Raw genomic sequence first — 24,524 nt, forward strand, 5'->3', positions numbered from 1 at the left:
AAGAAGAGAGACACACCATGAGCACCTTGCACCGTCGCACCCTGCTGCTGGCCGGATTTGCCGGCCTCACCGTCATCGCAGCCGCCTGGGCACCCGCGCACGCCCAGGGCACCTGGCCCGACAAGCCGATCCGCATGGTGCTGCCCTTCGCGGCTGGCGGCCCGGGCGACATCACCGCGCGCCTGATCGCGCAGGGCCTGGGCAAGCAACTGAACCAGACCGTGATCGTCGACAACAAACCGGGCGCGGGCGGCCTGATCGGCTCCGACTTCGTGGCCAAGAGCGCGCCCGACGGCTACACGATCCTGATCGCCGGCAACGGCGCGGTCGCCAACGCGCTGTTGCGCACCAAGATGCCCTATGCCGACAGCGACCTCGTGCCGGTGGTCGAAGGCAACACCGCACCCTCGGTGATGGTCGCCTCGGCGACCGCCAGCTTTCGCGACCTGAAAGAGCTACAGGCCTACGGCAAGCGCAAAGGCGGCCTCACCTTCGGCACGGCCGGTGCCGGAAGCACGGGCCACTTCGTCGGTGAGATGGTCGGCGCCGCGCTCGGCGTGCCGGTGACCATCGTTCACTACAAGAGCGGCTCGGAAACCGTCAACGCCATCGTCGGCGGCCAGATCGACCTGGCATCGGAGGCGCCGGTCGGCGTGATGGGCTACGTCAAGGGCGGCAAGCTGCGGGCCGTGGCGGTCACCGACGACAAGCGCACCGCCGCGTTGCCGGACGTGCCGACCACCACTGAACAGGGCTTCCCGACTATCCAGATGCAGCACTGGGGCGGCCTGTTCGCGCCCAAGGGCACGCCACCCGCGGTGCTCGACCGCATCGCCGCGGCGCTCGACACTGCCTTCAAGACGGATGCCGCGATGCGGGCGCAATTCGAGGCAAATGGCTCGCAGGTGGGGGGTGGGACCAGGGCCGAGTTCGCGCAGGTGATCGCGAGGGAGAAACAGCGGCTCGGCAAGATCGTGAGCGACGCGAGGATGTCGCTCGATTGAGTGGCCGATCGACACGCTCGGAGCCAGAAACCCAATGCACGACAACCACTTGCGGCGACTCGCTTCTGCGCGAAAACCGTCCGGCGAAAGCTATTGATCTTCAAAGGGAAATTTCTCGCAACCGTATCAAACCGCACGATAAGTACGACTACCCCGTACAGCGTCGGGCGGCGCTCGTAGAGGCTGCGTAGGCTCGCGATCGTCAGTGGCGGGGCCTGCAGCGTTTCAGCCACGTACCGCAGCAGGTTGCGTGGCAGCACGGCCAAGGGGTCCATTGGGCGGCCACACGCGCGAAGCAACAACAGCTGCAGCGCGGCTGCGACCCTGCGGTCGGATCGGAACTGCTGGCGAATCGCCTCCACGTCAAACCGTACTTTCTGCACGAAAAGGACGATCACCCCGAGCCGCGCTATCGCGGGCACCCCAACGCGAGAGCGATCAATTGCCGCGTTGAAAGACTTCGGCAAGATCGCACAGATCCCAGTTGCCGCCTGTCAACAACACACAGACCTTTTCCTTCGGCGTCACCTTGAGTCCTTTCGCCAGCAGCGCGCCAACGCCGATCGAGGCAGCCGGCTCTGCGATCAGCTTGGCGTCCTTGGCCAGCATGCGCATGCCCTCGATGATGTGTTCGTCCTCCACCAGCACGATCTCGTCGACGTACCTTTCGATGATGGGGTAGGGGTTCTGGCCCGGCACACTGATGCGCAAACCGTCGGCGATCGTGTTCTTCAGCGGCAGCGAGGTGCGCTTCTTGTTGATGCGGCTATGGAAGTACTTGGGGGTCAGCGCTGGCTCCGCGCCCACCACACGTACGGAGGGTTTGGTTTCCTTGATGGCGGTGGCAATGCCGGAGATGAGACCCCCGCCGCCCATGGGGATGATGACGGTGTCAACGTCGGCCAGGTCTTCCAGGATTTCGCAGCCAATGGTTCCCTGGCCCGCCATGACCATGGGGTCCTCGAATGCGTGCACTACGGCGTAGTGGTTTTCTGCCGCGATCTCGTAAACGCGTTTCCATCGCGCCGCGGTGTCGCCGTCAAACAGAATCACCTCCGCGCCGAGCGCCCGGGTGTTTTCGACCTTGATTTTCGGGGTGGTGACGGGCACCACCAGAAGCGCCTTGACACCCAGCATCCGCGCTGCGTAGGCCAGCCCCTGGGCATGGTTGCCTGAAGACGTGGCGATGATGCCGTTGGCAATGGTCTCGCGAGGCAGCGACAAGGCCTTGTTCAGCGCGCCCCGGATCTTGAAGGCCCCGGTGATCTGCAGCGTCTCGGGTTTGAGGTACACCTCGCACCCGAGGGTGGTCTCCATCTTCTCGGCGCGCAGCAAGGGCGTGTGACGGATGTGCGGCTTCAGCCGCTCCCGTGCTTGGTGGATGTCGCGAAGGGTGGGGTGTTCAAGCAGGGGAATCACGATTGAATGAAATCAAAGGCCATGCCGGTGTTGCTGGCGATGGCGTTGCGATAGATCAGGTTCGACGTCGTGTTGTCCTGAATGGCCATGCCCGTCGAGTCGAAGATCGTGATCTCGTCGTCGGACTCGCGCCCCGGCTTCTTGCCCAGCAGGATCTCGCCGATCTCGGCGTGGATGTCGTGCTTGCTGATGATGTGGTTGTGCAGCGGGTGCCAGGTTTCGCCTTTCTCGACGCATTGCGCGATCGAATCGTTGACGATCTTGGCGTTCCTGAAGATTTCCGGCTCCAGTTCCTGCTTGCCTTGCGTGTCCGTGCCGATGGCGACGATATGCGTGCCAGGTCGGACCCAGGCGGCTTCCACCAGCGAGCCTTTGCCGCGGGTGGTGGTGACGAGGATGTCCGCCTTTTCCACCGCGTCTTGTTTGGAGCGGGCCATCACCACCGGGATGCCGAAGTCGCGCTCGATGTCGGCCTTGTACTGGGCGAGCGTCTGGGGGTGGTGGCTCCAGGCATGGATGGCTTCGATCGTCATCACCTCCCGGATCGCGCGGATCTGCATCCGGGCCTGATTGCCAGTCCCGATCGAGGTGATGGTCTTCGCGTCCTTGCGGGCCAGCGTCTTGACCGACACCGCTCCGGCGGCACCGGTTCTCAGGCCGGTGATCAGGCTGCCATCCATCACGCAGATGAGCGCGCAGGTTCTGGCGTCGAACAGCAGGATGGTTCCCATGCCGCTGGGCACGCCGTGCTCGGTGGGGTTGTTCGGGAATCCCCCGGACGAGGCCTTCATCGAGATGATCTCGTTGGCCTCGCAGTATCCCAATTTGAAGTCGATTTCGCCCCGGGGTGGCGGGAGGTGGATGCATGTATACGGCGGTTGATTCACCTGGCCACTGTTGAAGGCCTTGTACGCCTCCTCCACCGTTCCGATGACTTCCTTCATGGAAATCAGGCTTCCTGCATCCTCTTTGTTCAGCAACAGCGTCTTCATCGGGGTGATCTCTCCATGAATCGAGGGCTCGGGCCAACTGCTCTCGGTGGCGCCGCGCGCGGTCTGCCAGCAGGACCATCGGCGTGCCGGCAAACCTAGAAGTCAGCAACCTTGCCCCACGCCGAACCGCTGAACCGTGCCGGGCTGAAAGGCGCGGGATCGAAGATCGGCTTGGCCCCGGACACCAGGTCGGCGATCAGGTGGCCTGCGCCGGGGCCGATGCCGAAGCCGTGGCCGGAGAAGCCCGCGGCCAGGATGAAGCCTGGCACCTGCGGCAGTTCTCCGATACCCGGCACGCCGTCGGGCGTGCTGTCGATGTAGCCCGCCCAGGTGTTGACGATGCGGGCTTCGCGCAGCACAGGCAACAGATCCACGGCACGGCGGTGGATTTCGCGGACACCCGCGGGGTCGGGCGTCGGGTCGAGGATGCGCGCCCGTTCCATCGGTGTGGGAGCGTCCAGCTTCCATCGAGCGCGGGTTTCGTGGCCCCATCGGATGCCTTCCAGGCCGCCGGGAAACACGTTGCGCCAGCGCTTGGCGAACATCGGCAAGAACTGCGGTGCGAAGCGCACCAGCTGTGCCGTGGGGTCGGCGCGCCCTCGGCCGCTGATCGCCAGGACGTAGTGGCCGTCAGGGCGCCGGGTGATGGCAACGCGTGGGCTGGTCAGCGCGGCCGGCAGTTGCTGCTCCACCGGCGCCAGGCGCACGATCGATTGGCGGATCGTGGCGACCGGAAACTGCACGCCGAGCTGGTTGCAGAACGAGGACGCCCACGCGCCGCCTGCGAGCACGGCGGTACGGGTCTTGATCGTCCCCGCTTCGGTCACCACGCCGCTGAGCCGGCCACCCTCCATCTCGATGCCACGCGCGGCGCAGTTCTGGTGGACGGTGCCGCCGAGTTTCATGAGCGCGGCGGCGACGGCCGGCGCCGCCTTGGCCGGATCGGCCGTGCCGTCGCTGGGTGAGAAGACGCCGCCTTTCCACGCGCGGCCGGTGGCCTGGCCACGCTCCGAGGCCTCGCGGCCGCTGAGCATGTGCGTGGTCACGCCAACCGTCGTCGCAAACTCGCGCCATTTGGCCCAGCCGGCAATCTGGGCCTCGTCGTTGCTGAGGTACAGCAAGCCGCAGCGCCTGAAGCCCGTGTCTTCGCCGCTGTCTGCGGCAAACTGATCCCACAACTCCAGGCTCCGGGTAGACATGGGCAGTTCGCGCGCGTCGCGGTTCTGCTGGCGGCACCAGCCCCAGTTGCGGCTCGATTGTTCGGCGCCGATGCGGCCCTTTTCGACCACGGCGACCGACAGCCCGCGCTGGGCCAGGTAGTAGGCGGTGAAGACACCGATGATCCCGCCGCCGATCACGACGACGTCGGCACGGGCTGGCAGGTTGGGCGAGGTCTCAACGAGACGCAGTGGCTGGGACATGGCTGGGGCTCGATCGTCGCCTCAGGCTGCAACGCTCTGGCACACGTAGAGCTTCGCCACGCGATCGCTGCTCTCCCAGCCGATCGGTGCGCCCTGCGGCACGAACAGCGCATCGCCGGTGACGGCAGACAGCACGCTGCCGTCAGGGGCAGCAAACCGCACGCCGCCGGCCAGCAGGAACATGAACTCGTTGAGGCGATGGGCCCGGACGATCCGGTGGTAAGGGGTCGACTCCCAGGTGCCCGCGAGGTACTGCGCGCCGTCGTCGGTGAACACGTTGTCGCTGCGGCATTGCGGCGTGGGACCCAGCAGCGTCTCGGCCGGTGGCGGATTGGACGGCTTGAAGTTGGCTTCGGCGCGCAGTGCAGTGACGCCGCGCTGGGTCGGCTTCTCGCAAGCGGCCGCGCAAAAGACGAACCGCGTGCGCGCTGCAGCCTGGATGTGAAGTGCGGTGCCGCATCCGATGACCGCGCCCGCTTGCGCGCCGAGCACCAGCGGCGCCTCTCCGGCCACCGTCAGGGTCAGCTCGCCCTCCATCACCACAAGGGTCTCGATGTGGGGAAAGCGCGCGACATCGAGGTCGCCGGAGAAGCTGACGCGGCCAGCGCTCATCGCGCCTGGTCCTTCCCAGGCGATTTCGCGATCGCGAGCGAAGGGATCGGCCGGGCCGAAGGCGGCCTTGCGGAAAGAGGTCGATGGCGATGCGCCATCGGCGCGGTGCAGCAGCAGGGCCACGGTCATGGTCGTTGTTCCTTTGAGTTGCGAGTATTTGTCTGCGTTCGCGCCCTCATGCGGCAGTGGGCGCCGGGCCTTCCAGGTAGCCGAGGATGGCCTTGGTCTCGAGGTATTCCTCCAGGCCTTCGACGCCGTACTCGCGGCCATTGCCCGAGCGCTTGTAGCCGCCGAAGGGCGCATCGGGGCTCCAGGGCGGGTTGTTGAGGTGGACCTGCCCGGCGCGGATGCGCAAGGCCACCGCGCGCGCAGCCGCCAGGTCGCGGCCCTGCACGTGCGCGCCCAGGCCGTATTCGGTGCCGTTGGCGATGGCCACCGCCTCGTCCACGCTGTCGTAGGCGATGATCACCAGCACCGGGCCGAAGATCTCTTCCTGCGCGATCCGCATCTGCGGCTGCACGTCGGAGAAAAGTGTCGGGCGCACGTAGCAGCCACGCTCCAGCCCCTGCGGCCGACCGGGGCCGCCGCAGACGAGGCGGGCGCCTTCGGCCATGCCGACACCGATCATCTCCTGCACGCGATTGAACTGCGCGCGATTGGCCACTGGGCCGTGCGTGGTCTGCGGCGACCGCGGATCGCCCACGACAAATGCAGAGGCTGTCTCGCATGCGAGCCGCTCGACCTCCGCGAGGCGTTCGCGCGGCACGAGGATGCGGGTGGGCGCACTGCAGGACTGGCCGACGTTGCGCATACCGGCCGCCACCGCAGCCGGTATGGCGCGCGCGAAATCGGCATCGGGCAGGATGACGTTGGGCGACTTGCCGCCCAGTTCCTGCGCCACGCGCTTGACCGTCGGCGCGGCGGCCTGGGCCACCAGCACGCCGGCCCGGGTGGAGCCGGTGATGGAGATCATGTCGACGTCCGGGTGCGCAGCCAGAGCGGCGCCTACCTCTGGCCCTTGGCCGTTGACCAGGTTGAACACACCCGCCGGAGCGCCGGCGTCGTGCATCACTTCCGCGAACAACAACGCGCTTAGCGGCGACAGCTCGCTGGGCTTCAGGACGACGGTGCATCCCGCCGCCAAGGCGGGACCGACCTTGGCGGTGATCTGGTAGAGCGGCCAGTTCCAGGGGGTGATCAGGCCGCACACGCCGATCGCCTCGCGCACGATGGCCGTGTCACCCCGATGGGTGAGGAAGGGATAGCTGCCCGCAATGTCCCGGGCCACGCGGATGTGCTCCGCCGCAACAGGCACCTGAGTGCTACGCGCCATGCCGATTGCCGCGCCCATCTCCAGTGAGATGGCCTGGGCTAACAACTCCGCGCGCTCGAGGATCAGACTGTGCACGCGATCGAGAAGCAAGGCCCTGCTGTGCGGGGAGCTCACGGACCATGTCACGAAGGCGCGCTGCGCTGCAGCCACCGCGGCAGCAACGTCTCTTGAACTTCCCAGCGCGATCTCCGCGACGGGCTCGTCCGTCGATGGGTCGACGATGGCGCTGCGAGCCTGCGTTTCGGGCACGACCCACTCGCCGCCAACGTACATGCGGTCCAGGCGGCAAGCACTCCTGAGGTGTTCGATGATCGGGGAGTTCATGGCAAAAAGTTTAGGCTGCGTGCCCCTCGCGCCGGTGCTGCAATGAGGGTCTTGCACGAAGGAGCCTGCGGTTGTGCGAGTCGCTACAAGCAGATCCTGCCGTCGGCCACGTGCAGCCGGGAATGGACGGAACGAAAGCGCCTCAGCGCGGATGCGGGAACAGCCGCTCGATCGGACTGTGCGTCTTGATGAACGGCGACTTGATGACGATGTAGCTGAAGTACTTCGCGATTCCGATGTTGCGTTCGAGCAGTTCCTCGATCACTTCCTGGTAGTGGTTCACACCCCGCGTCAGGAAGCGCAGCAAGTAGTCGTAGCCGCCGCTCACCAGGTGGCATTCGAGCACCTCGTCGACCTCGCGGATGGCGGCCTCAAAGCGCACGAAATCCTCACGGTGGTGGTCCTGCAGCGTGACCTCGGTGAATACGGTGAGCGTGTCGCCGAGCTTCTCCAGCCGCAGGTGGGCACCGTAGCCGGCGATATAGCCGGCCTGCTCGAGCCGCTTCACGCGGATCAGGCAGGGGCTGGGCGACAGGCCCACCTCATCCGCCAGGTCCACGTTGGTCATGCGCCCGTTCTTCTGGAGTTGCGCCAGGATGCGCAGGTCGAGTCGGTCGATTTTGAAGGCTTCTGACATGGCGGTGCCGAAAAACGAAGATAGCCCGATTCTGCGTCTGTCTCGTTGTGTTGGGGGGGCGGTACGCGGGTTTTCGCTCAGGCAGCCAATGCAGCGCGAACGTCCGGCGCTTCGAGCACCTCGTCGAGCGTCTTCTTCAGGCGCGAGAACATCTGCGCGAACTCGTCTTCGGTGAAGGTGAGCGCCGGCGCAAAGCCGAGAATGTGGTCGCCGAAGGAACGGAACACCAAGCCGTTTCGGTAGCCGGCGGCGAAGATGCGGTCGGCCAGGCCGAGTGCGGCATCGAAGCCGCGCTTGCTCGCCTTGTCGCTCACCAGCTCGAGCGCGCCGAGCAGTCCGCGATGGCGCGCATCGCCTACTAGCGGATGCGCACGCAGCCCATCGAGCCCGGCCGCGAAGTGGGCCGCGCCGCGCTGGCCGTTGGCGAGCACGCCGCCCTCCTCGTACAGGCGCAGCACCTCCAGCGCGACCGCGGCGCTGACCGGGTGTGCCGAATAGGTCGCGCCATGTCCGATCGACGCGCCCGCCGGCGCACCGTCGGCGATACCGGCATAGACCTGCTCCGACATCATCGTTGCGCCCATCGGCGCGTAGCCGGCGGTCAGGCCCTTGGCCATGGTCATCAGGTCGGGCTCCACGCTCTCCGCCTCGCACGCAAACATGGGGCCGGTGCGACCGAAGCCGGTGATGACCTCGTCGACGACGAAGAGGATGCCGAGCTCGCGCGTGGCCTCGCGCATGGCCTTCAGCCACCCTTTGGGCGGCACGATGACGCCGCCCGAGCCCTGAATCGGCTCGCAGAAGAAGGCCGCCACGTTGTCCGCGCCCAGCTCGGCCACCTTGGCGCGCAGCGCCGCGACCGAGGCTGCGATCAGCGCCTGCGGGTCGGCGCCGTCCGCATGGCGGTAGGCGTAGGGCGAGGGGATGTAGTGCTGCGTGGGCAGCGGCAGGTCGAAGCCGCGATGGAAGGCCGGCAATGCGGTCAGGCCGGCGCCGGTAGAGGAGGAGCCGTGGTAGCCGCGCTCCAGCGCGATGAACTGCTTCTTCGACGGCTTGCCGGTCGCGTTGTGGTACTGCACGATGAATCGCACCGCGGCGTCGATCGCCTCGGAGCCGCCGAGCGTCAGGTACACGCGGGTCAGCGAAGCCGGCGTGATCTGCACCAGCTTCTCGGCCAGGCGAATGGCAGGCTCGCTGCTGAAATGGAAGTAGCCGGTCGCATACGGAAGGCGGCGCATCTGCTCGGCCGCGGCCTGCACCACGCTCTCCTGCCCGTAGCCCACGTTGACGCACCAAAGGCCGGCGAAGGCGTCGAGCAGTTCGTGGCCACTGGCATCGGTGAGCCACGCGCCGCGGCCCGAGGCGAGCACGGTGGGCCCGCGCTGCTCGTGTACGCGCCAGGGCGAGACGGGATGGATGAGATGGGCGCGGTCGATGACATCGAGCGCGGCCAGGTTGGGGAGTGCGGCGGAGTGCGTCATGGAGGGGCGGTGGTCGGGTTTAAGGATGTCCGGAAGCTTAGGCCGCGCGCCTCTCGCGCTGGTGCTGGATTGGGGTCGTTGCGCAGAGCAGGCTGCGGTTGTGCGAGTCGCCACAGCAGATACTGCCGTCGCGTCCATGCCGGGGGCCTCTACGACGGGCGCACTCGACCGGCGGCAGCCGCGCCCGACACAAAGGCCAGTAAAAGCCCGAAGGTGGCACGGTGCGACTTGCCAGTAATTGCCTTGAAGACGCTTTCCACAAAGTCCAATCAGAGCATGCGGCGTCACGTTAGAGCTCGAGGCACCGTCTGCCATCCGACGTTCGGGGGAGGCGACAGAAGAAGATGCCGGCAGCGCGCCGACAACGAAATCCTGTGCCGCAGCGCGGACCCACTTTGGTTCAGCGGCGCAGAAGTCGGCCCCTATGCTCATAGCAACGGCATTGCCGTCATCACTGGAGCTCTTCACCATGTCCCTGCAAGATTTCAAGGTGCTCACCTTCGACGTCGTCGGCACGCTGATCGATTTCGAGGGCGGCATGCTCGCCTACCTGCGCTCCGCGGTGCCCGATTCCCGGGTGACGGACGAGGATTTCCTCGCCGCCTACCGCCACGCGCGCGCCGACGGCACGGCCGGCTGGTACCCCGACGATCTCGCGCGCTGCTGGCATGCCATCGCACCGAAGCTGGGCCTGCCCGACACCGACGCACTCGCGCAGGGCCTGCGCGATTCGGTGGCGCAGTGGCCGGCGTTTCCCGATTCGGTGGACGCACTGAAGCGCCTGGCCAAGCACTTCAAGCTGGTGACCATGACCAATGCGCAGCAATGGGCGCTGGCCCATTTCGACAAGACGCTGGGCTCTCCCTTCGACATGCTGCTCGCCTGCGACGACGCGCTGTGCGAGAAGCCCGATGCGCGCTACTTCGCCTACGCCCGCGGCCGCATCGAGGGCGCCTGGGGCTACAAGCAGGCGGACAACCTGCACGTCGCGCAAAGCCAGTACCACGACATCGGCATTTCCAAGCAGTTGGGCATCACCACCTGCTGGATCGAGCGCCGCCATGGACAGAAGGGTTCCGGCGGCACGCTCGAATCCGAACACACCCAGCCCGACTACCACTTCCACACGCTGGCCGAGCTGGCCGACGCCGTCGAGGCGGGGCTTTGACGCTGCACGCGATCGCCGCGCCGGTCGCCGACCTGTTGCCCGAACTGGTCGCGCTGCGTCGCGACCTGCACGCACATCCCGAGCTCGCGTTCGAGGAAAGGCGTACGGCGGGGCTCGTGGCGCAGGCGCTGCGGCTGCTCGGCCTCGAGGTCCATGAAGGCCTGGGCGGCACCGGCGTGGTCGGCACGCTCAGCTCCGGCAGCGGGACGCGCAGCGTCGGCCTGCGTGCCGACATGGATGCGCTGCCGATGGTCGAACTGGGGCGCGCCGCCCATGCCAGCCGCACGCAGGGCGTGCACCATGGCTGCGGCCACGACGGCCACACCAGCATGCTGATCGGCGCCGCGCGCCAGCTGGCGCGCACGCGGCGCTTCGACGGCACGGTGCACTTCATCTTCCAGCCGGCCGAAGAAGGCAAGGGCGGCGCGCGAGCGATGATCGAGGACGGTCTGTTCGAGCGCTTCCCCTGCGACAGCGTCTATGCGCTCCACAACTGGCCCGACCTGCCCATCGGCCATGTACAGACGCGGGCCGGCCCGATCATGGCCGCGGCCGACCGCTTCGACATCGTGCTGCGCGGCCGCGGCGGCCATGCGGCGCAGCCGCATCACACGCCGGACGCGATCCTCGCTGCCAGTCAGCTCGTTGCGCAGCTGCACACCATCGTTTCGCGCCGCATCGACCCGGGCGAATCGGCGGTGCTGTCGGTCACGCGCATCGAAGGCGGCCACAGCCACAACGTGCTGCCGGCCCAGGTGTCGATCACCGGCACCGTGCGCAGCTTAGATGCCGCATCGCAGGACCGCATCGAGGCGGCGCTGCGCGCCACTGTGGACGGCGTGGCGCTGGCCAGCGGCACGCAGGCGGAGGTGCGCTATGTGCGGTACTACCCGGCCACCGTCAACACGGCCACCGAGGCTGCGCTCGCGCTGGCCGCGGCCAAATCCATCGGCCTGCAGGCCGACATGGCGCCGCGCGCCGCCTTCACCTCGGAGGACTTCGCCTTCATGTTGAAACACCGGCCCGGCGCCTACCTCTGGCTGGGCCAGGGCCGCGCCGATCCGGGGCCGGATGGCGAACGCGCGCTGCATCACCCTTGCTATGACTTCAACGACGATGCGTTGCCGCTGGGCGTGCGCTGGTTCTGCGAAGTGGCCGAGCGCGAGCTGGCACCCGTTGCCGACCCGGCATCCGCGCCTGCTCTGTCCGTCGTGATGGCAAGGTCCACATGTTGACGTTCGGATTGCGGCTGACCAGGCGAAAGTCCTCGATCGCGGCCTGCTCCACCACTCGGGTCGGCGGGCTGACGACCGCGTTGTTCAGGTTGAGCAGGGGTTCCTGCGCCGGATAGCGCTCGCGCACCTGCTCCCAGCGCTGCTCGCTCGTTGTCCCGTTGAGGTTCCTGCATCTTCTCAGTACCCCCGCGCGCGATCGACGAGGCCGATCATCGGCTCGCCGGCCTCGAAACGGCGCAGGTTGTCCAGCACGACCTCGGCCGCGCTCAAGGGCTGCGTCATGCTCGCGATGTGCGGCGTGAGCTGGACGTTCGGGTGGCGCCAGAACGCATGCGCCGGCGGCAGCGGCTCAGGCTCGGTCACGTCGAGCACGGCATCGCCGATCTGGCCGCTGGCCAATGCAGCCAGCAGATCGGTATCGATCAACTGCGGCCCGCGGCCGACATGCACGAGGCCCGCGCCTTTCGGCAGCATCGAGAACAGCCGTGCATCGAGAAAACCGCGCGTCGAATCGGTGAGCGGCAGCAGGCACACGAGGATCTCGGTACGCGCGAGGAAGGACGGCAGCTCGTCGGCACCCGCATGGCATTGCACGCCGTTGACTGCATGCCGAGAACGGCTCCACCCTGCGCAATCAAAGCCCAGGCCGACAAGCTGCGCCAGCACCGCCTGGCCCAGCGAGCCGAGCCCGAGCACGCCGACGCGCCGCTCGGCGGCGGACCGCACCGGCAGCGGGCTCCACTGGGCCTCCTGCTGCTGACGCCGGTAGCGCGGCATGTCGCGATGCAGGCCGAGCACCGCGTGCGTCACGTACTCGACCATGCCGCGCACGATGCCGGGCTCCACCATGCGCACCACCGGCAGTGCGGGGGGCAATGTCGCAAAGTCGAACTGGTCAACGCCGGCGCCGGAGGAGAACAGCACCTCGAGGTTCGGGAAGCGCCCGGCCAGGTCCTGCGGCGGTTCCCAGGCCGCAAGAAAGCGCACCTGCGCCGCATCGCCGATGTCGGGCCAGATGCGGAAGTCGATCTCGGGCGCACGGCGCCGGAACACCTCGGCCCACTGGCGGCCGCGCACCGGATCTGATTTGTAGAGGAAGGTGGTCGTGCCCATTGCCATCAACCGATAGCTTGGGTCACGATCGCGAACATCTTCGGCCCGCCCGGCGGCTCGGCAAGCGGCGCACCGCGCACCATCGTCGTCGGGGCGTCCACGCACGGCAGGCCGATGCTTTCGAGCCATTCAGTCAGCCCGCTTGCGAAGTCGATGTCGATACGCGTGAAGTTGCCGGCGTTGAGTCCGGCGAGATGCGCGATCAGCGCCTTGGCGCCTTCGGCGTCGGGCGCGACGACCGGACCGATCGCGTGCCCGCGTCCGAAGCGCCGCAGCATCGCGAAGCCCAGCGGCTCGTTGTCGTGATCGAGCACCACGCAGGCATCCGCGCCGGAGAGCAGGTCAGCGATCAGCGCATCGCGCGGCATGCCGCGCGCCGCCGCGTCGAGCGCCTGCAGACCTGCAGCCTCATGGAGTCCGGCAGGCCGCAGCCGCCAGCCGGGCTTGAGCGCGATCATCGGTGCCGACTCCGCGATGCCTTGGTGCTGCCGCAGTTCGCCGGTGCGCACGAAGCCCAGCCGCTCGTACAGTCCGCGGCCTTCCGGGGTGGCGTGCAGCAGCACGGTGTGTTCGTCGAGGCCCTCGAGCAGCGCGCTCATCAACCGTTGCCCGATGCGTCGTCCCTGGCAGGCCGGCGCCACGATCACGAGGCCGATGGTGGCGTGGTGCGCGCCCCAGCGCCAGCGCTGCGCGGTGGCAACGATGGCGCCGTCGCGCTCGACGACGAAGCCTTCGGCATGCGCGAACGCCTGCGCCCAGTCCGTCAGACGGTGCGGCCAGCGCAGCTGCGCCGACAGCGCGTGCGCAACTGGCAAGTCGCCGGTCGTCATCGGTCTCAGCACCATTTCGTCTGTGGTGGGTGCATCCAGGGTGCGATCAGGCATCGGAGAGGCTCTTTCTGCAAAGGAGAAACGCCTTCATCTTGGACGAATTTGACGGCCTGTACCAGACCGAATTCGCACTCTCAAGCAACTCGCAAGCTTCGCCTGCAAAGCGTGCGTGTTTTGCAATTCGCTGCGGCAGCGGGCCCGCTTACGCATACAAATGCTGAGCCCCCTGGCGTCGATCGGCATCCAAAGCCTCGACCCGAACTTGAAGATGCCTGATTCTGATCGCAACAAGATCTCCGTTCAGAAGCGACATTTCATCGGGGTGTGCCGGTCGATGGCGGGGGTCACCGACATTGGCCCGGCGTTGGCGGCAGGCAACGACTTCTCGAATTGATCGCCGAGTCTCACGCATTGCCCGCGCGGAGCAGATTGCGCTTCGCCGCGCAGCCAATCGGCATTTGCCACCGTTTTCGGCATCTGCTTCGGCACCCACGCGAGAACGCCCAAACTTAGCATCAGGGTCGTGTTCCACCCTCCTGAGAGTCCACTTTTCATGTCGAAGAATCTGCTCATCGACTTCAACTTCGATCAACTCGGCGAACCGCGTGAGTACCGGCCGCCCGCTGAACGCGTCATAGAAGGCGACATCGTGTGCCGCAACTGGGATGTCGACAGCGCCAAGGACGACAAGGTGCGCGCTGGCGTGTGGGAGTCGACGCCCGGCGTCAACCGCTCCATCAAGGGCGAGACCTGGGAGTTCTGCCTGATCCTGTCCGGCGTGGTCGAGCTCACCGAGGACGGACAGCGCCCGGTCACATACAAGGCCGGGGACTGCTTCATCATGAAGCCCGGCTACACCGGCACCTGGCGCACCCTCGAGACCGTGCGCAAAGTGTGGATCATGGCCTGAGCATGACCCAGCCTGCCGCTTCAAAAACGTGCGCATCGCCTTCGCAGCGACGCACCGAGGTGCGTCGCTGCACGCGCAAGGGGCAGACCGCACGGGATGCCGCGGCACCCCCTCCAAACCGCAGTTTTCGTGTGCCAGACGCCCAATTTCCCTACGGCCTCAGCGCTTGTGCGTGCTGCAATCACGTCGTCATCAGTTCGCCTCATTTACATCTGTCATTTAAGGAATAGAGACCATGACCTTCCGTCCCAAGTACATCACCTTCGACTGCTATGGCACCCTCACGCGCTTTCGCATGGGCGACTTGGCGCGCGACATGTTCGCCGACCGCATCCCGGCCGAACGCATGGAGCAGTTCGTCGCCGACTTCAGCGCCTACCGCTTCGACGAGGTGCTGGGCGACTGGCAGCCCTACGACGTGGTGCTGAAGAACGCGGTGCGCCGCCTGTGCAAGAAGTGGAAGATCCAGTACCTCGACCATGAGGCGCAGAAGTACTATGACGCGGTGCCGACCTGGGGCCCGCATGACGACGTCCCTGCCGGCCTTGCAAAGGTCGCCAGGGAGATCCCGCTGGTGATCATGTCGAACGCCTCGGACAGCCAGATCCAGAAGAACGTCGCCATGCTCGGCGCGCCCTTCCATCGCGTTTACACCGCGCAGCAGGCCCAGGCGTACAAGCCGCGCCTGCAGGCCTTCGAATACATGCTCGATTCGCTGGGCTGCAACCCCGAGGACGTGCTGCACGTGTCCTCCAGCCTGCGCTACGACTTGATGTCAGCGGACGACCTGGGCATCGTCAACAAGGTCTTCGTCAATCGCGGCCACGGCCCGGGCAACCCGGCCTACCGCTACGTCGAGATCAAGGACATTGGCGGCCTCCCCGGCGTGGTCGGTCTCTGATCCGTTGCAAGCACCGCACGCCATGAAGCTTGAATCCTATTGGACCGATTCGGCGCCCGCCTTCGTCTCGCGCTCGTGCGAGCTGCCGGCGCAGGTGGATGTCGCCATCGTGGGCGGCGGCTTCACCGGCCTCTCGGCGGCGCTGGCGCTGACGAGGCGCGGCGCCAAGGTGGCGGTGCTGGAGGCCGGCGAGCGCGTAGCGGCCGAAGCCTCGGGGCGCAACGGCGGGCATGTCAACAACGGGCTCGCCCAGGACTACGCTGAAGTGGCCGCCAAGGTCGGCGTCGAGCGCGCCCGAGGCTGGTACCACGCCTACGACGAAGCCGTGGACACGGTTGAGCGGATTGTGCGCGAGGAGGCTATCGCCTGCGACTTCCTGCGCCACGGAAAGCTCAAGCTCGCCACGCGGCCGAGCCAGATGGACGCACTGGAGCGCAGCGCCGAGCGCCTGATCGGTGACGGCGTTGACACCGATGTCCAGGTGCTCGACGCGGCCAGTGTGCGCGCCGAAGTTCAGAGCGATCAGTTCCACGGCGGCCTGCTTTACAAGCGCAGCGGGCAGATGCACATGGGCCGCTTCGCCCAAGGGTTGGCAGCGGCGGCCGAGCGCAGCGGTGCGCAAATCCACACCGGCACGAACGTGCAGCGCATCGAACGCCTGGGCCAGGGCCACGCGCACAAGCTGCACACCGGCCGCGGCACCGTCGCCGCACAGCAGGTGCTGCTGGCCACCGGGGCGACGCGCCACGGCGGCTACGGCAGCTTCGGCTGGCTGCGCCGGCGTATCGTGCCGATCGGAAGCTTCATCGTGGTCACCGAGCCACTGGGCGCCGAGCGCGCGCAGGCCCTGCTGGCCGCACGGCGTACTTACACCACGGTGGCCAACATCCACCACTACTTCCGGCTCACCCCGGACCACCGGCTGGTGTTCGGCGGGCGTGCGCGCTTCGCGATCTCCAGCCCGCAGTCGGATGCCGCCAGCGGCGAGATCCTGCGCGCCGGGCTGGCCCAGATTTTCCCGCAGCTCGGCGCCGTGCGGCTGGACTACTGCTGGGGCGGCCTGGTCGACATGACGCAGGACCGACTGCCCCACGCCGGCGAGCGCGAGGGCCTCTACTACGCGATGGGCTACAGCGGCCATGGCACACAGATGTCGGTCCACATGGGCCAGCGGATGGCGGCCGTGATGGGCGGCGATGCGCTTGCCAACCCGTGGCAAGGCCGCGACTGGCCTGCCATCCCTGGCCACTTCGGCCCGCCGTGGTTCCTGCCGGCGATCGGCCTTTACTACACGCTCAAGGACAGGCTGGCCTGAGCGCCCTAGCTACCACCTTTCTTCATCGATCCACCAAGAGGAGCAACCCCATGAACAGCACCAGCAACACGAGCTTCGAGAAGCTCGTCGGTCCCGCCGAGAGCCTTCGCGTGATGGAGTCGCTCAAGCGCGGCGCCAGGCGGCGCGACATCCTCGCGATGCTGATGGCGGGCGGCATGCAGGCCGCGCTGGCCGGTGGCATCGCAGGCGCGGCGATGAGCGCCCATGCGCAGACGCCGAAGAAGGGCGGCCGCATCCGCGTCGCAGGCGCCACTGCCGCCGCCACCGACACGCTCGACCCGGCCAAGCAGTCGAATCAGACCGACTACTCGCGCTGCAACATGATCTACAACGGGTTGACATCGCTGGACGGCAGCCTGACGCCGCAGCCCGCGCTCGCCGAATCGTTCACCACCAAGGATGCCAAGACCTGGGTTTTCACGCTCCGCAAGGGCGTCACCTTCCACGACGGCAAGGCGCTGTCGCCGGCCGACGTCGTGTTCTCGGTGATGCGCCACAGGGACCCGGCCACCGCTTCCAAGGCCAAGGTGCTCGCCGACCAGATCGACAGCGCCAAGGCCACCGGCCCCAACGAAGTGACCTTCGTGCTCAGCGCGCCGAACGCCGACCTGCCGGTCATCCTCGGCACCTCCCACTTCCAAATCGTCAAGGAAGGCACCACCGACTTCAGCGCCGGCATCGGCACCGGCCCCTACAAGCTCAAGGAGTTCAAGCCCGGCGTGCGCTCGGTGATGGTGCGCAACGACGCCTACTGGAAGCCCGGCAAGCCCTACCTCGACGAGATCGAATTCGTCGGCATTGGCGACGAAACCGCACGCGTCAACGCGCTGCTGTCAGGCGGAATGGACCTGGTGGGGTCGGTCAATCCGCGCTCGGTCGAGCGCGTGAAGGGTACGCCCGGCTTTGGGATCTTCGTTACCCAGTCCGGTCAGTACTCAGACCTCGTGATGCGCAAGGACGTGGGTCCCGGCGCCAACCCGGATTTCGTGCTTGGGATGAAGTACCTCTTCGACCGCGAGCAAATGAAGAAAACCATCGCGCTCGACTACGCAGTGGTCGGCAACGACCAGCCGATCGATCCGACCAACCGCTTTTATTTTGCCGGCCTGCCGCAGCGGCCCTTCGACCTTGACAAGGCGAAGTTCCACCTGCAGAAGTCCGGCGTCACGGGCAAAGTGCCGATGGTGGCATCGCCCGCAGCGCTGTACTCGGTGGAGATGGCCCTGTTGCTTCAGCAGACGGCCCAGCGCGCCGGGCTGGAAATCGACATCAAGCGCATGCCGGCCGACGGCTACTGGTCGAACCACTGGCTCAACAGCCAAGTCGGCTTCGGCAACGTGAACCCGCGCCCGAGCGCCGACGTGCTGCTGACGCAGTTCTTCCAGTCGGGAGCCGCATGGAACGAGTCGCGCTGGAAGAGCGAGAAGTTCGATCAGTTGCTGCTGGCGTCGCGCGCCGAGACGGACCTGGCCAAGCGCAAGCAGATGTACGCCGACATGCAGACCATGATTCACCAGGATGCCGGCATCGGCATCCCGCTGTTTCTCGCCAGCATCGACGGCCACACTTCCAAGCTCAAGGGTCTGGCGCCGATCCCCCTGGGCGGCCTCATGGGCTACAACTTTGCCGAGAACGTCTGGCTCGAGGCCTGATCTGCACGCGCCGGAGGAATCCCCATGAACCACGTGATTCTGAAGCTCCTCGGCCAGCGCATCGCGTTGGCGTTGCTTTCGCTGCTCGCAGTGTCGGTCATCGTCTTCTCGATCACGGCGGTACTGCCGGGCGATGCGGCGCAGGAGCAACTAGGCCAGGACGCCACGCCGGAGGCAGTTGCGGCGCTGCGAGCCCAGATGGGTCTGGACGTGCCGGCGCCCCAGCGCTACGCGAAGTGGCTGCTCGGCATGGTGAAGGGCGATCCCGGCCTCTCGGCCACCACGCAGATGCCGGTGGCCGAGCTGGTCGCCAGCCGCCTGCCCAACTCTCTGTTGCTGGCTGCGGTGACCGCGCTGTTCTCCGTGCCGATCGCACTGGCACTCGGCATCGCCTCGGCGGTCTGGCGCGGCTCCTGGTTCGACCGGGCGGCCTCGACGACGGCCGTTGGCGTGGTGTCGGTACCGGAATTCCTGGTCGCGACGCTGGCGGTGCTGGTGTTCGCCGTCAAGCTGCGGTGGCTGCCGGCGCTGTCCTTCGTGAACGACATCGAGTCGATCGGTCAGATGCTGCGCGCCTTTGCCATGCCGGTGATGGTGCTGTGCTGCGTGATCGTCGCACAGATGATGCGCATGACCCGCGCGGCGGTGATCGACCAGCTCGAGGCGCCTTACATCGAGATGGTGCGGCTCAAAGGCGCCTCGCCGATGCGCATGGTGCTGGCGCATGCGCTGCCCAATGCGGTGGGACCGATCGCCAACGCCGTGGCGCTGAGCCTGTCGTACCTGCTGGGCGGCGTGATCATCGTCGAGACCATCTTCAACTACCCCGGGATCGCCAAGCTGATGGTCGACGGAGTCTCCCAGCGCGACATGCCGCTGGTGCAGACCTGCGCCATGATCTTCTGCTGCGCCTACCTGATCCTGGTGAYGACGGCCGACATCTGCGGCATCGTCGCCAACCCGCGGCTGCGGCACCGTTGAGGAACGCACCATGGAAACGACCACCTCTGCAACAGTCGTGAGCGCCACGGCTTCCCTGGCGGCAGCGTTGCCAGATCGCCGGAGCGGCCCTCTGCGCTGGCTCGCCGGCTTCGGGACATCCGGGCTCCTGGGCCTCGCGGTGCTGCTGTTCTGGCTGCTCGCGGCGCTGCTCGGCCCCTGGCTACTCTCGCACGGCACGGCGGCCACGGGCACCTCGAACGTCTTCGCGCCGATCAGCGCGGCGCACTGGCTGGGGACCGACTACCTCGGCCGCGACATGCTGGCGCTCATCATCGAGGGGGCGCGCTACACGATCGGCGTCGCGCTGCTGGCCACCGTGCTGGCCAGCGGTACCGGCATCACGCTGGCGCTGCTGGCCGCGGCCAGCGGCCGCTGGATCGATGCGGTGCTGAGTCGCGGCCTGGACACGCTGACCGCGATCCCGAGCAAGATGTTCGCGCTCATCATGGTGGCGGGCTTCGGCTCCTCGGTGCCGATGCTGGTGGTCACGGCGGGCATCATCTACGTGCCGGGCGCCTACCGCATGGCGCGCTCGCTGGCCGTCAACATCAATGCGCTCGACTACGTGACCGTGGCGCGCACCCGCGGCGAAGGCACGCTGTACATCATGCTGCGCGAGATCCTGCCCAACATCCTGGGGCCGATGCTGGCCGACCTCGGCCTGCGCTTCGTCTACGTCGTGCTGCTGCTGGCCAGCCTGAGCTTCCTCGGCCTGGGCATTCAGCCGCCTGCAGCCGACTGGGGCTCGCTGGTGCGCGAGAACATTGGCGCCCTGGCCATGGGCGGGGCCTCGGTGATCGTGCCGGCGCTGGCCATCGCGAGCCTGACCATCGCGGTCAACCTCGTCATCGACAACCTGCCGGGCCGCACCGCCCGGGAACGAGGAGCACGCTGATGGGCGCACCACTCATTGTCCAGGGCCTCAGCATCTCGGCCGGCGCGAACGCGCTGGTCGACAACCTGAGCTTCTCCGTGCAGCCCGGCGAGGTGCTGGCGCTGATCGGCGAGTCGGGTTCCGGCAAGACCACCACCGCGCTGGCACTGATGGGCTATGCGCGCCACGGCTGCCGCATCTCGGCGGGCCGCGTGCAGATCGGCGACACCGACGTGCTGGTGCTCGATGCGCCTCGGCAGCGCGCGCTGCGCGGCCGCACGGTTTCCTACATCGCGCAGAGCGCGGCCGCCTCCTTCAATCCCTCGCGCACGATCATGGACCAAGTGATCGAGCCGACCGTCATCCACGGCCTGTGCAAGCGGGCCGAGGCCGAGGCGAAGGCGGTGCAGCTGTTTCGCGAGCTGGCACTGCCCGATCCGGAGACCATCGGCGATCGCTATCCGCACCAGGTCTCCGGCGGCCAGTTGCAGCGGCTGATGGCCGCCATGGCACTGATCGGCGACCCCGAGCTCGTGATCCTCGACGAGCCGACCACCGCGCTCGACGTGACGACGCAGATCGAGGTGCTGCGCGCCTTCCGCCGCGTGGTGCGCGATCGCCGCGCCACCGCGGTGTATGTGAGCCACGACCTGGCCGTGGTGGCGCAGATGGCGGACCATATCCTGGTGCTGCGCGACGGAAAGATGCGCGAGCTGAACGCGACCGGGCAGATTCTCTCGGCACCGGAGGACGATTACACGAAGTGCCTGCTGGCCGCGGCGCGGCCGGTGCCGCGCGCGTCGGCCAAGGCAGCCAACGACGATCCCGAGTTGTTGCTCCATGTGCAGCAGCTCTCGGCTGGCTACGGTCCCGTGGATGCGCAGGGACGTCCGGCGACGCCGATCCTGCAGGACATCGACCTCAAGCTCCACCGCGGCCAGGCGATCGGCGTGATCGGCGAGTCCGGCTCCGGCAAGACCACGCTGGCGCGGGCCGTGGCCGGCCTGATCAAGCCCAGCCACGGCAGCGTGCTGTTCCGCGGCCACGAACTCAAGCCGACGCTGCAGCAGCGCGACCGGGACGAACTGCGCCGCATCCAGATCGTGTTCCAGATGGCCGACACGGCGCTGAACCCGTCGCAGACCATCGAGCGCATCCTGGCGCGGCCGCTCCAGTTCTACAAGGGCCTGCGCGGCGAGCCGCTCAAGCGCCGCATCCGCGAATTGCTGGATCTCGTGAAGTTGCCGCAGACGGTCGCCGGGCGCCTGCCGGGCGGCCTCTCGGGCGGGCAGAAGCAGCGCGTGAACCTCGCGCGCGCGCTCGCGGCCGACCCCGACCTGATCCTCTGCGACGAGGTGACCTCCGCGCTCGACACCGTGGTCGCCGCGGCGGTGCTCGAACTGCTGGCCGAGCTGCGGCGCGAGCTCGGCGTGTCCTACTTGTTCATCAGCCACGACCTGCACACGGTGCGCGCGGTGTGCGACGAGATCGTCGTGATGCAGCATGGCCGCAAGCTGGCGCAGGTGGCACGCCGCGACTACGAGCGCGGGCCGCACCACCCCTACTACGAACTGCTGGCCCGATCGGTTCCCGAACTGCGCCAGGGCTGGCTCGACGACATGGACCGCTCGGCTGCGGCAGCAACATGAGGAAAACCGAAATGACCCCCACCTTCCGCATCGCGCTGATCGCCGGCGACGGCATCGGCAAGGAAGTGATGCCCGAGGGCCTGCGCGTGGTGCAAGCCGCAGCGGCGCGCTTTGGCTTCGAGCTCGACTGCCGCGTCATCGACTGGGCCAGCTGCGATTACCACGCCGAGCACGGCCAGATGATGCCGGACGACTGGAAGGCGGAGCTGAAGGGCGTCGACGCGCTGTACTTCGGCGCCGTCGGCTGGCCCGCCACCGTGCCCGACCACGTGTCGCTGTGGGGCTCGCTGCTCAAGTTCCGCCGCGAGTTCGACCAGTACATCAACCTGCGCCCGGTGCGCCTGTTCGAAGGCGTGCCGTGCCCGCTGGCCGGCCGCCAGCCCGGTGACATCGACTACCTCGTGGTGCGCGAGAACACCGAGGGCGAATACACCTCGCTCGGCGGCGTGATGTACGAAGGCACCGAGCGCGAGATCGTGATCCAGGAATCGGTCTTCTCGCGCCACGGCACCGACCGCGTGCTGAAGTACGCCTACGAACTCGCGCAGGCGCGCAAGAGAAAGCACCTGACGGTGGCCACAAAGAGCAACGGCATCGCGATCAGCATGCCTTGGTGGGACGGGCGCGCCGACGCGATCGGCCAGGACTACCCCGACGTGAAGGTCGACAAGCAGCACATCGACATCCTGTCGGCGCGTTTCGTGCTGCAGCCGACGCGCTTCGACGTGGTGGTGGCGAGCAACCTGTTCGGCGACATCCTGTCCGACCTGGGGCCCGCGACCACCGGCACCATCGGACTGGCGCCGTCGGCCAACCTCAACCCCGAGCGCAAGTTCCCGTCGCTGTTCGAGCCTGTGCACGGCTCGGCACCGGACATCTACGGCCAGAACATTGCCAATCCCATCGCCATGATTTGGTCGGGCGCGCTGATGCTGGACTTTCTCACCCAAGGCCAGGGCGCGGGCCGCGCCGCGCACGACGCGATCCTCGGCGCCATCGAGGCGGTGTTGCGCGAGGGCCCACACACGCGCGACCTCGGCGGCACGGCATCCACCACCGAGCTCGGCATGGCCATCGCCGAGCGCGTGGCCGCAAACTGACAACCCCTGAATGACAAACACCATGACACTGACCCTCGAACGCCAGGACCTGATGCCCGGACGCCAGTTGATCGGCGCCGAATGGCGTGACGCGAGCGATGCGCGCCGCCTTGATGTGAGCGACCCTGCCACCGACGCCGTCTTCGCGAGCGTGCCCGACGGTAGCGCGGCCGATGCGCACGCGGCCGTCGACGCCGCGCATGCCGCCTTTCCGGCGTGGCGCGCCGTGCCGGCCAAGCAGCGCGCCCAGATCATCAAACGCTGGAACGACCTGGTGTTGGCGCACCAGGAGGATCTGGGCCGGCTGATCTCGCGCGAACAGGGCAAGCCGTTGGCCGAGGGCCGCGGCGAGGCGGCCTATGCCGCCAGCTACATCGAGTGGTTCGCCGAGGAGGCGACGCGCGCCAACGGCGACATCATTCCCGCTCCGGTGCCGGGCCGGCGCATGTTCGCGCTGAAGGAGCCGGTCGGCGTGGTCGCCGCCATCACGCCGTGGAACTTCCCGGCTGCCATGATTGCGCGAAAGATCGCGCCGGCCCTCGCCGCCGGCTGCACCGTGGTGTTCAAGCCGGCCGAGGACACGCCGCTCACTTCGCTTGCGCTCGTCAAGCTCGCTCAGGAGGCCGGCGTGCCCCCGGGCGTCATCAACATCGTCACCGCCTCGCGCGAGCGCACGCCCGAAGTGGTGGATGTGTGGCTGGACGACCCGCGCGTGCGCAAGATCACCTTCACCGGCTCCACGCCGGTAGGCCAGCACCTGGCGCGCCGGTCGGCTGACACACTGAAGAAGCTCTCGCTCGAGCTCGGCGGCAATGCGCCTTTCATCGTCTTCGAGGACGCCGACATCGATGCGGCCGTCGAAGGCCTGATGGCGGCCAAGTTCCGCAACGGCGGGCAGACCTGCGTCTCCCCCAACCGCGTGTTCGTGCACGAACGTCTGCATGACGCCTTCGCCGACAAGCTGGCCGGGCGCGTCGGCGCGCTCCAGGTAGGCCCGGCTAGCGACACAGCCTCGCAGATCGGTCCGATGATCAATGCCCGCGCGGTCGAGAAGATCGAGCGCCACGTACAGGACGCGGTCGCCAAGGGCGCCAAAGTGCTCGCCGGCGGAAGGCGTCTTGTCGATCTGGGCCCGAACTATTACGCGCCCACGGTGCTGGTGAACGCCGACTCCAGCATGGCGTGCAGCTGCGAGGAGACCTTCGGGCCGGTGGTGCCGATCACGCGCTTCGACAGCGAGGCCGAGGTGATCGCGGCGGCCAACGACACGCCCTTTGGCCTGGCGGCGTACTTCTACTCGCAGGACGTGCGCCGCATCTGGCGCGTGGCCGGGGCGCTCGAGACAGGCATCGTCGGTATCAACGAAGGCGCGCTCGCGGCGGAGGCTGCCCCCTTCGGCGGCGTCAAGGCCTCTGGCTACGGTCGCGAGGGCTCGGTGCACGGTCTCGATGACTATCTGCACATCAAGTACCTGTGCCAGGGGCAGCTGTAGGAGCGCTCGGTCACGGCCTGGAGTGCTGGTGCGCCTCCA

The 24,524-nt window shown here is 67.4% G+C and carries 22 protein-coding genes and 1 pseudogene; 13 read left to right on the plus strand and 10 right to left on the minus strand.

Annotated features, from left to right (window positions below):
• Positions 1–17 precede the first annotated feature (17 nt).
• A complete protein-coding gene (locus AC1DF3_RS26435) occupies positions 18–1,004 on the plus strand; it encodes a Bug family tripartite tricarboxylate transporter substrate binding protein (protein WP_478141384.1) in 987 nt (328 codons plus the stop codon).
• A 155-nt stretch (positions 1,005–1,159) separates the two neighbouring features.
• Here the strand turns inward: AC1DF3_RS26435 and AC1DF3_RS26440 are convergent.
• The 8 genes and pseudogenes from AC1DF3_RS26440 to AC1DF3_RS26475 form a co-directional block, all read right to left on the minus strand.
• Positions 1,160–1,369: pseudogene (locus AC1DF3_RS26440) on the minus strand (DUF4158 domain-containing protein); the annotation flags it as partial.
• A gap of 73 nt (positions 1,370–1,442) precedes the next feature.
• Positions 1,443–2,423 carry a threonine ammonia-lyase gene (locus tag AC1DF3_RS26445; RefSeq protein ID WP_478141385.1) on the minus strand — a complete coding sequence of 327 codons (981 nt, stop codon included), beginning with the start codon at positions 2,421–2,423 and terminating at the stop codon, positions 1,443–1,445.
• Complete coding sequence (locus tag AC1DF3_RS26450; protein WP_478141386.1) at positions 2,420–3,415, minus strand: ornithine cyclodeaminase family protein; 996 nt, start codon at positions 3,413–3,415, stop codon at positions 2,420–2,422. Before AC1DF3_RS26450 ends, AC1DF3_RS26445 begins: the two co-directional genes overlap by 4 nt.
• Positions 3,416–3,510: 95 nt before the next feature.
• Positions 3,511–4,836, minus strand: coding sequence for an NAD(P)/FAD-dependent oxidoreductase (locus AC1DF3_RS26455; RefSeq protein ID WP_286538525.1), 1,326 nt, complete (start codon positions 4,834–4,836; stop codon positions 3,511–3,513).
• A 21-nt stretch (positions 4,837–4,857) separates the two neighbouring features.
• Complete coding sequence (locus AC1DF3_RS26460) at positions 4,858–5,577, minus strand: cupin domain-containing protein (protein ID WP_478141387.1); 720 nt, start codon at positions 5,575–5,577, stop codon at positions 4,858–4,860.
• A 46-nt stretch (positions 5,578–5,623) separates the two neighbouring features.
• Positions 5,624–7,105 carry an aldehyde dehydrogenase family protein gene (locus AC1DF3_RS26465; RefSeq protein ID WP_478141388.1) on the minus strand — a complete coding sequence of 494 codons (1,482 nt, stop codon included), beginning with the start codon at positions 7,103–7,105 and terminating at the stop codon, positions 5,624–5,626.
• A gap of 142 nt (positions 7,106–7,247) precedes the next feature.
• Complete coding sequence (locus AC1DF3_RS26470; protein ID WP_286538528.1) at positions 7,248–7,742, minus strand: Lrp/AsnC family transcriptional regulator; 495 nt, start codon at positions 7,740–7,742, stop codon at positions 7,248–7,250.
• Positions 7,743–7,819: 77 nt separating this feature from the next.
• On the minus strand, positions 7,820–9,223 hold the full coding sequence (locus AC1DF3_RS26475; RefSeq protein WP_478141389.1) for an aminotransferase class III-fold pyridoxal phosphate-dependent enzyme: 1,404 nt from the start codon (positions 9,221–9,223) through the stop codon (positions 7,820–7,822).
• 469 nt (positions 9,224–9,692) lie between these two features.
• On the opposite strand from AC1DF3_RS26475, the gene AC1DF3_RS26480 reads away from it, so the two are divergent.
• Positions 9,693–10,391 carry an HAD-IA family hydrolase gene (locus AC1DF3_RS26480; RefSeq protein ID WP_478141390.1) on the plus strand — a complete coding sequence of 233 codons (699 nt, stop codon included), beginning with the start codon at positions 9,693–9,695 and terminating at the stop codon, positions 10,389–10,391.
• Complete coding sequence (locus tag AC1DF3_RS26485) at positions 10,388–11,626, plus strand: M20 aminoacylase family protein (RefSeq protein WP_478141391.1); 1,239 nt, start codon at positions 10,388–10,390, stop codon at positions 11,624–11,626. The genes AC1DF3_RS26480 and AC1DF3_RS26485 overlap by 4 nt, the downstream gene beginning before the upstream one ends.
• A gap of 177 nt (positions 11,627–11,803) precedes the next feature.
• Here AC1DF3_RS26485 and AC1DF3_RS26490 read toward each other — a convergent pair whose 3' ends face one another.
• Together AC1DF3_RS26490 and AC1DF3_RS26495 are read right to left on the minus strand one after the other, a co-directional pair.
• The gene (locus tag AC1DF3_RS26490) at positions 11,804–12,739 is read right to left on the minus strand and encodes a 2-hydroxyacid dehydrogenase (RefSeq protein WP_478141392.1); all 936 of its coding nucleotides are present in this window, start codon (positions 12,737–12,739) and stop codon (positions 11,804–11,806) included.
• 5 nt (positions 12,740–12,744) lie between these two features.
• Positions 12,745–13,623: a GNAT family N-acetyltransferase gene (locus AC1DF3_RS26495; protein WP_478141393.1), complete on the minus strand. Its 879-nt coding sequence runs from the start codon at positions 13,621–13,623 to the stop codon at positions 12,745–12,747.
• Positions 13,624–13,783: 160 nt separating this feature from the next.
• Here AC1DF3_RS26495 and AC1DF3_RS26500 point away from each other — a divergent pair, with 160 nt between their 5' ends.
• The 10 genes from AC1DF3_RS26500 to AC1DF3_RS26545 all read left to right on the plus strand — a co-directional run bounded on the left by AC1DF3_RS26500 (position 13,784) and on the right by AC1DF3_RS26545 (position 24,485).
• Complete coding sequence (locus AC1DF3_RS26500; protein WP_478141394.1) at positions 13,784–13,963, plus strand: hypothetical protein; 180 nt, start codon at positions 13,784–13,786, stop codon at positions 13,961–13,963.
• 159 nt (positions 13,964–14,122) lie between these two features.
• Positions 14,123–14,479 carry a cupin domain-containing protein gene (locus AC1DF3_RS26505; protein ID WP_286529403.1) on the plus strand — a complete coding sequence of 119 codons (357 nt, stop codon included), beginning with the start codon at positions 14,123–14,125 and terminating at the stop codon, positions 14,477–14,479.
• A gap of 235 nt (positions 14,480–14,714) precedes the next feature.
• Positions 14,715–15,380: a haloacid dehalogenase type II gene (locus AC1DF3_RS26510; protein WP_286538540.1), complete on the plus strand. Its 666-nt coding sequence runs from the start codon at positions 14,715–14,717 to the stop codon at positions 15,378–15,380.
• Positions 15,381–15,402: 22 nt separating this feature from the next.
• Positions 15,403–16,695 (plus strand): NAD(P)/FAD-dependent oxidoreductase, encoded by a 1,293-nt coding sequence (locus tag AC1DF3_RS26515; protein WP_286538541.1) that lies wholly within the window; start codon positions 15,403–15,405, stop codon positions 16,693–16,695.
• Between the two features lie 50 nt (positions 16,696–16,745).
• On the plus strand, positions 16,746–18,368 hold the full coding sequence (locus tag AC1DF3_RS26520; RefSeq protein ID WP_478141395.1) for an ABC transporter substrate-binding protein: 1,623 nt from the start codon (positions 16,746–16,748) through the stop codon (positions 18,366–18,368).
• 24 nt (positions 18,369–18,392) lie between these two features.
• Complete coding sequence (locus AC1DF3_RS26525; RefSeq protein ID WP_478141396.1) at positions 18,393–19,349, plus strand: ABC transporter permease; 957 nt, start codon at positions 18,393–18,395, stop codon at positions 19,347–19,349.
• 10 nt (positions 19,350–19,359) lie between these two features.
• Complete coding sequence (locus AC1DF3_RS26530; protein ID WP_478141397.1) at positions 19,360–20,265, plus strand: ABC transporter permease; 906 nt, start codon at positions 19,360–19,362, stop codon at positions 20,263–20,265.
• Positions 20,265–21,893 carry an ABC transporter ATP-binding protein gene (locus tag AC1DF3_RS26535; RefSeq protein WP_478141398.1) on the plus strand — a complete coding sequence of 543 codons (1,629 nt, stop codon included), beginning with the start codon at positions 20,265–20,267 and terminating at the stop codon, positions 21,891–21,893. Before AC1DF3_RS26530 ends, AC1DF3_RS26535 begins: the two co-directional genes overlap by 1 nt.
• Positions 21,894–21,904: 11 nt before the next feature.
• Complete coding sequence (locus AC1DF3_RS26540; protein ID WP_286538549.1) at positions 21,905–22,993, plus strand: tartrate dehydrogenase; 1,089 nt, start codon at positions 21,905–21,907, stop codon at positions 22,991–22,993.
• Between the two features lie 22 nt (positions 22,994–23,015).
• On the plus strand, positions 23,016–24,485 hold the full coding sequence (locus AC1DF3_RS26545; protein ID WP_478141399.1) for an NAD-dependent succinate-semialdehyde dehydrogenase: 1,470 nt from the start codon (positions 23,016–23,018) through the stop codon (positions 24,483–24,485).
• The last annotated feature ends 39 nt before the right edge of the window (positions 24,486–24,524 follow it).

The organism is Variovorax sp. 10N432 (assembly GCF_056394465.1).

Coding starts and splice junctions, on each gene's coding strand:
- AC1DF3_RS26435 (WP_478141384.1), top strand. CDS start 18: ATGAGCACCTTGCACCGTCGCACCCTGCTGCTGGCCGGATTTGCCGGC.
- AC1DF3_RS26450 (WP_478141386.1), bottom strand. CDS start 3,415: ATGAAGACGCTGTTGCTGAACAAAGAGGATGCAGGAAGCCTGATTTCC.
- AC1DF3_RS26455 (WP_286538525.1), bottom strand. CDS start 4,836: ATGTCCCAGCCACTGCGTCTCGTTGAGACCTCGCCCAACCTGCCAGCC.
- AC1DF3_RS26460 (WP_478141387.1), bottom strand. CDS start 5,577: ATGACCGTGGCCCTGCTGCTGCACCGCGCCGATGGCGCATCGCCATCG.
- AC1DF3_RS26465 (WP_478141388.1), bottom strand. CDS start 7,105: ATGAACTCCCCGATCATCGAACACCTCAGGAGTGCTTGCCGCCTGGAC.
- AC1DF3_RS26470 (WP_286538528.1), bottom strand. CDS start 7,742: ATGTCAGAAGCCTTCAAAATCGACCGACTCGACCTGCGCATCCTGGCG.
- AC1DF3_RS26475 (WP_478141389.1), bottom strand. CDS start 9,223: ATGACGCACTCCGCCGCACTCCCCAACCTGGCCGCGCTCGATGTCATC.
- AC1DF3_RS26480 (WP_478141390.1), top strand. CDS start 9,693: ATGTCCCTGCAAGATTTCAAGGTGCTCACCTTCGACGTCGTCGGCACG.
- AC1DF3_RS26490 (WP_478141392.1), bottom strand. CDS start 12,739: ATGGGCACGACCACCTTCCTCTACAAATCAGATCCGGTGCGCGGCCGC.
- AC1DF3_RS26495 (WP_478141393.1), bottom strand. CDS start 13,623: ATGCCTGATCGCACCCTGGATGCACCCACCACAGACGAAATGGTGCTG.
- AC1DF3_RS26500 (WP_478141394.1), top strand. CDS start 13,784: ATGCTGAGCCCCCTGGCGTCGATCGGCATCCAAAGCCTCGACCCGAAC.
- AC1DF3_RS26505 (WP_286529403.1), top strand. CDS start 14,123: ATGTCGAAGAATCTGCTCATCGACTTCAACTTCGATCAACTCGGCGAA.
- AC1DF3_RS26510 (WP_286538540.1), top strand. CDS start 14,715: ATGACCTTCCGTCCCAAGTACATCACCTTCGACTGCTATGGCACCCTC.
- AC1DF3_RS26515 (WP_286538541.1), top strand. CDS start 15,403: ATGAAGCTTGAATCCTATTGGACCGATTCGGCGCCCGCCTTCGTCTCG.
- AC1DF3_RS26520 (WP_478141395.1), top strand. CDS start 16,746: ATGAACAGCACCAGCAACACGAGCTTCGAGAAGCTCGTCGGTCCCGCC.
- AC1DF3_RS26530 (WP_478141397.1), top strand. CDS start 19,360: ATGGAAACGACCACCTCTGCAACAGTCGTGAGCGCCACGGCTTCCCTG.
- AC1DF3_RS26535 (WP_478141398.1), top strand. CDS start 20,265: ATGGGCGCACCACTCATTGTCCAGGGCCTCAGCATCTCGGCCGGCGCG.
- AC1DF3_RS26540 (WP_286538549.1), top strand. CDS start 21,905: ATGACCCCCACCTTCCGCATCGCGCTGATCGCCGGCGACGGCATCGGC.
- AC1DF3_RS26545 (WP_478141399.1), top strand. CDS start 23,016: ATGACACTGACCCTCGAACGCCAGGACCTGATGCCCGGACGCCAGTTG.